The organism is Chlamydiota bacterium (genome assembly GCA_016178055.1).
Taxonomy (GTDB): Bacteria; Auribacterota; JACPWU01; order JACPWU01; family JACPWU01; genus JACOUC01.
The window spans coordinates 1-5217 of sequence record JACOUC010000008.1; the positions used below are offsets into that span (position 1 = coordinate 1).

Here is a 5217-nt window from a genome sequence, read left to right on the forward strand (position 1 = left end):
AAAATGCGGTTGATCAAGCAGAGTCGGGAGATACCCTTCGTGTTAAACCAGGTGTTTATGAAGGGCCGATCCACGTTAAGAAATCGATTCGTTTAATAGGAGAAGCTTTTCCTATCATAGACGGACAGGGGAAGGGAAGCGTGGTTTATTTAGAAGCCGAAAATATTTTGTTCAAAGGATTTGTGGTGCGAAACACCGGAGATGTTTTATCCACGGAAGATACAGGGTTGTGGGCCACGGGGAAAGGGATTCAAATCGAAGACAATCGGTTTGAAAATGTACTTTTTGGGATTTATTTAAAGCAGGCCCCGTTTGGTGTGGTTCGAAATAATTCTTTAATCAGTAAACCTTTGGACATTGCGCGAAGAGGGGATCTCATTCGCGTTTGGTACAGCGATAACGTTTTAATCGAAAAGAATTTTGCGACGCAGGGACGCGATGTGGTTCTTTGGTTTTCAAAAAATATGCGAGTTTTGAGCAATGAGTTTCAAGAGAGCCGTTATGGTTTGCATTTTATGTATTGTCAGGAAGCCATTGTGGAACGTAACAAGCTTTCTCGTAATTCTGTTGGCGCCTATTTGATGTACAGTGCGGGACTACAATTGAAAGAAAATATTCTCATCAACAATCGAGGCCCCAGTGGCTATGGAATCGGATTTAAAGACATGGATGGAGCCGTGATCGAGAAAAACAGTGTGGTGGGCAATCGCGTCGGTTTTTTTCTGGATTCCTGTGCGAAGGGTTTATTTCAAAATAACACCATCGCCTTGAATGATATTGGAATGCAAGTGATTCCAACGGCGAGTCATAATCAATTTTCTAAAAATAATTTTATAGAGAATGGAGAACAAATTCTTTTGGATGGTTCGAGTTCCCATACGGTTAATGATTGGAATCACAATCATTGGAGTGATTATCGAGGTTTTGACGCCAATCAAGATGGTGTGGGAGATGTAGCGTACCGTCCCATGAAATTGTTTGAAAGAATGGTGGATCGGTTTCATGCCTTAAAGGTTTTTTATGGAAGTCCTTCCGTGGTTGCCATTGATTTTGCTGCAAACACCTTTCCTGTTTTTGCTCCCACTCCCAAGTTTGTAGATGAATTTCCTCTCATGCAGCCTTTTGAATTTAATGTGTTGGAGCCAGCCCCCTCCCATTTTTTGCCGTGGGTTCTTTTATCTGTTCTTTTTTTTCTTCCGATGGTTGGTTTTTGGGGGAGGTTTTCAGAGAATAAAAAGAGAGGTGTAAACGATGTTTCTTCAAGCTTTTTAAAAACGTCTGCACAGGGTGTGATACAGATTCAGGGGTTAACAAAGAAATTTGGAAAACTGAAAGCGCTCTGTGATCTAAATTTAGAAGTGTATTCAGGGGAGGTGGTCGCTCTTTGGGGCGCCAATGGCGCAGGGAAGACGACACTGCTTCGATGTTTGCTAGGGATGATTCCCTGCAAGGGAGAAATGCAAGTTCTGGGGATGGATGTTCGAAAGAATCCGAAGCTTGTTCGTCGTTCAATAGGATATGTTCCTCAAGAGACGCGCTTACATTTAGATTATTCCACTTTAGAAACGGCTCGTTTTTATGCTCGACTCCGTAGAGTTTCTCTTGAGCGTGTAAACAGTTTACTTCAAGAATGGGGATTGGAAGAAGTTAAAAATAAACTCGTTCAAAATTTATCAGGAGGGATGCGTCAAAAGCTATCCCTGTTGATTGCGCTTCTTTCGGACCCTCCCATTCTTTTTCTAGATGAGCCGACCACTCATTTGGATACAAGAACACGGGGGGAGTTTCTAATGACTCTTCAAAAACTTAAAAGTAAGGGGAAGACCTTGATTTTTTGTTCACATCGTTTTGCCGAAATTTCTCAAATGGCAGATCGAGTTATCGTTTTAAAAGAAGGTGTTAAAAAAATGGATGGGAAACCTCAAGAGCTAAAAATGGATCTTGATTTGGATGCTGAAATAAACTCGGTTCTGGAGAATGGGAGTTTTTATGATCAGTGTTCGTAATATGGGCATATTGATGCAAAAAGAGTTGGTAGATGTGAGGCACAATCGGTGGTTTGTTGTGATCGCCATTCTGTTTGCCTTGCTGTCTCTTTCCCTAAGCCTTCTAGGTCTTTCAGGGTTAGGTACGGTCGGGATTACAGGTTTTGGAAGAACGGCTGCGAGCCTTCTAAATCTGGTGCTTTTAATTGTCCCTTTGATGGGATTATTGCTAGGCGCGATGAGTCTGGTAGGTGAAAAAGAGCAGGGGACTTTATTGACCTTGTTGGCTCAACCGGTCACGCTTTCAGAAATTCTATTGGGAAAATTTTTCGGAGGAAGCCTTTCTATTTTGATTGCCATTCTTCTGGGTTTTGGGGCGAGCGGTCTTGTGATTGGGCGCTATGCGGGAACTGAGCAAATAGTGGATTATCTCATTTTAGTTGGATTTACCGTTCTTTTAGGATGGACTTTTCTGAGTATAGGATTCTTTATTTCGATGTGGGCAAAGCGACATACGATGGCGCTTGGACTGGCCCTTCTCTTTTGGTTCTTCTTTATTTTCTTAAGTGATTTAGGATTAATCGGAACAACTCTTGTTTTAAAATTATCTCCTGGGCAGATGTTGGGACTTATTCTTGTTAATCCGGTGCAATCCTTTAAATTGGCGGTTGCAGGTTCACTCCAAAAAAGCTTGGAATCTTTTGGATCGGTGGGGATGTACGCAGTGCAAGTTTTTGGAAATGGGTTGACAATCTTTTTAAGCGGCATTTTGGTTCTGTGGCTTGTGATTCCACTTTTATTAAGTTGGATTTTTTTTAGATCAAGGTGTGTGGACTGATGAAAAAAGTAGAATTTATTTTTCTTTTTAGGCATATGCACTTGATTCTCCTAGTAGTCGCCCGATTCATCGGGCAATCCATGCAAGGGGCACACGGCTGCCCCATAAATGGGGCGACTACAAATTCTTACTATCTGAGGGGAATCAAGTGCATATAGAGGAAGGCGAAATCTTGAAATTTGATGACATTGGGTGTATGGCCCTTTTCGAGAAAAAGAATCAGCCTAAAATAGAAGAGGCCTGGGTTCATGAGGGTCTAAGGCGAGGATGGATTGAGAGATCGAAGGCTTATTATGTTTTTGATCCAGCACTGACAACTCCGATGGGATCGCAGTTGATCGCCTTGGGGAGCAAGGAGTCATTACAAGAGTACTTAAAAAAGAATGATACAAGCCAAATAGGCTTTGGCGAGATAGATGAATTTTTAAAGAAAAAATGAATGAATAAGGAGGAAAAATGAAGAAGCCAAATCGTTATGGAGTATTATTTTTATTGTCGATGATAGGAATGTGGATTTCCTCAGTCGAGGGAGCAACTTTGACAGGAAAGGTGGCTTATGAAGGAGAAATTCCAAAGCCTAAACCGGTTAGTTTTGGAGCTGAAAAACAGTGTGCTGATATGCACAAAGACAAACAACCTCCCATGGTTGAAGATATTGTTATTAATTCTGACCAGACTATCAAATGGGCCTTGGTCTATGTGAAAGAGGGGGTGAAAGGAGAATTTAAAGCGCCTCAAGAGTCTGTTTTTATTGATCAAAAGGGATGTGTTTTTTCTCCCCATGTAGCAGCGGCAATGGTGGGACAAAAGGTTGCATTTCAGAATGATGATGCAGTGCTTCATAATATAAGGTCCAACAGCAAGATTAATACCCCTTTTAACATTGCGCAGCCCTTTCAGGGGATTGTCAAAAGGAATGATTCAAGGAATGTCCTCAAATTGAGGAGAATCACGTCTTATGATGTTCTTGGTAACGGATAACCAGAAAAGTAATGATTGAGAAAATGATCAGTGCTAAGGCAGTTATCATGGTTTTTCCAGCTCCTCTTTTGTCGGCTGTACCCAAACACCAAAGAGTAATAACAAGAAGGGCGAAACCAAAATGATGACTCTTGGTGCCCAGGTAAATTTGGCGAAGAACTCACTCGCAAAGGCCGCCGCAACCGCGATCTTAGCCAAATCGAGAACTGTTTTCGACAACGCTTCCTTTCGCTTAGTATCCATACCTGACTCCAGGCTATACCAAATTACGGGTCTTGTCAACAGAGGTGCGTTCATCAAAATATGATTTGAATCATCAATAAGTTCCTTAAAATTTCGTAGAATTTTCTGTGGAAAAATGGAGGCATATTGAACCAGCGCCCACAACTTCGCATGGTTTTTTGGGAGTTAACAGCAGGCTGTAATCTGGCTTGTATTCATTGCCGACGGTTGGATGTTTCTAAAGAACTCTCGAAGAGAGATCTTTCCCATGAGGACTCTCTGGAGGTTATTCGCCAGATTGCGAGTCTAGGTCCCTCTATTCTCGTCTTATCCGGAGGAGAACCTTTGATGCGGCCGGATGTTTTTGATTTGGCCCGTTTTGCGCGAGCAAATGGACTTGAGGTGGCCTTGGCGACCAATGGGACCTTGGTGAATGGGGAGGTGGCTGAAAAAATTCATCAGAGTGGAATACGCCGGGTCGCTATCAGCCTAGATGGTCCTTCTGCCCACGTGCATGACGCGTTTCGCAAAGAGGAGGGAGCATTTGAGCGGGCTTTGAATGGGTGCAGGGAATTAAAAAAAGCGGGGGTGAGTCTCCAAATTAACACGACCTTGACTCAGCACAATGAGGCCCTTTGTGACGAGATATATCAGCTCGCTTTAAATTTGGGAGCGGATGCCTTTCATTTGTTTATGCTGGTTCCAGTGGGATGTGGTCTTCAAATTGCCCAGACGCATCAGGTGAATGCCGAGAAGTATGAAGAAATCTTGATGTGGCTTTATCAAAAATCTTTGGAGGGGAAAATACATGTGAGGGCTACTTGTGCACCTCATTATTTTAGAATTATTCGCCAGCGTGCTATCAAAGAAAAAAGAACATTGACCTATGCTCAAAAAGGAATGCACGCGATGACGCGCGGGTGCTTGGCCGGAAGTTCTATCTCGTTTGTCTCACATCAGGGAGATGTTTTTCCCTGTGGCTATTTGCCGGTTTCTGCAGGGAAAGTTCCGGAAACTTCTTTTGATGAGATTTGGAATACATCATCGGTGTTTCAAACCTTGCGTGATCCATCGCTTTTAGAAGGTAAATGCGGTATATGCGAATTTAAAAAGGTATGCATGGGGTGTCGTGCACGGGCATTTTATAAAACAGGAAATTTTATGCAGGAAGAACCTTTTTGTGCTTATAGT

6 protein-coding genes are annotated in these 5217 nt (G+C 42.6%); 5 read left to right on the forward strand and 1 reads right to left on the reverse strand.

The genetic code is table 11. From position 1 onward, the window contains the following. The 4 genes from nosD to HYS07_00920 all read left to right on the forward strand — a co-directional run. Positions 1-2006, forward strand: a 2006-nt coding sequence (gene nosD, locus HYS07_00905; protein ID MBI1869732.1) for a nitrous oxide reductase family maturation protein NosD, incomplete at its 5' end; no start/stop codon positions are given. Next, positions 1990-2823: an ABC transporter permease subunit gene (locus tag HYS07_00910; protein MBI1869733.1), complete on the forward strand. Its 834-nt coding sequence runs from the start codon at positions 1990-1992 to the stop codon at positions 2821-2823. The genes nosD and HYS07_00910, both read left to right, overlap by 17 nt. A gap of 148 nt (positions 2824-2971) precedes the next feature. Beyond that, positions 2972-3262, forward strand: a complete 291-nt coding sequence (locus HYS07_00915) for a nitrous oxide reductase accessory protein NosL (protein ID MBI1869734.1) — start codon at positions 2972-2974, stop codon at positions 3260-3262. 17 nt (positions 3263-3279) lie between these two features. After that, complete coding sequence (locus tag HYS07_00920) at positions 3280-3804, forward strand: hypothetical protein (protein ID MBI1869735.1); 525 nt, start codon at positions 3280-3282, stop codon at positions 3802-3804. Positions 3805-3849: 45 nt separating this feature from the next. Here HYS07_00920 and HYS07_00925 read toward each other — a convergent pair whose 3' ends face one another. After that, complete coding sequence (locus HYS07_00925; protein ID MBI1869736.1) at positions 3850-4047, reverse strand: hypothetical protein; 198 nt, start codon at positions 4045-4047, stop codon at positions 3850-3852. A 126-nt stretch (positions 4048-4173) separates the two neighbouring features. Between HYS07_00925 and HYS07_00930 the strand changes: the two genes are divergently transcribed. Continuing rightward, positions 4174-5217, forward strand: a 1044-nt coding sequence (locus tag HYS07_00930; protein ID MBI1869737.1) for a radical SAM protein, incomplete at its 3' end; no start/stop codon positions are given.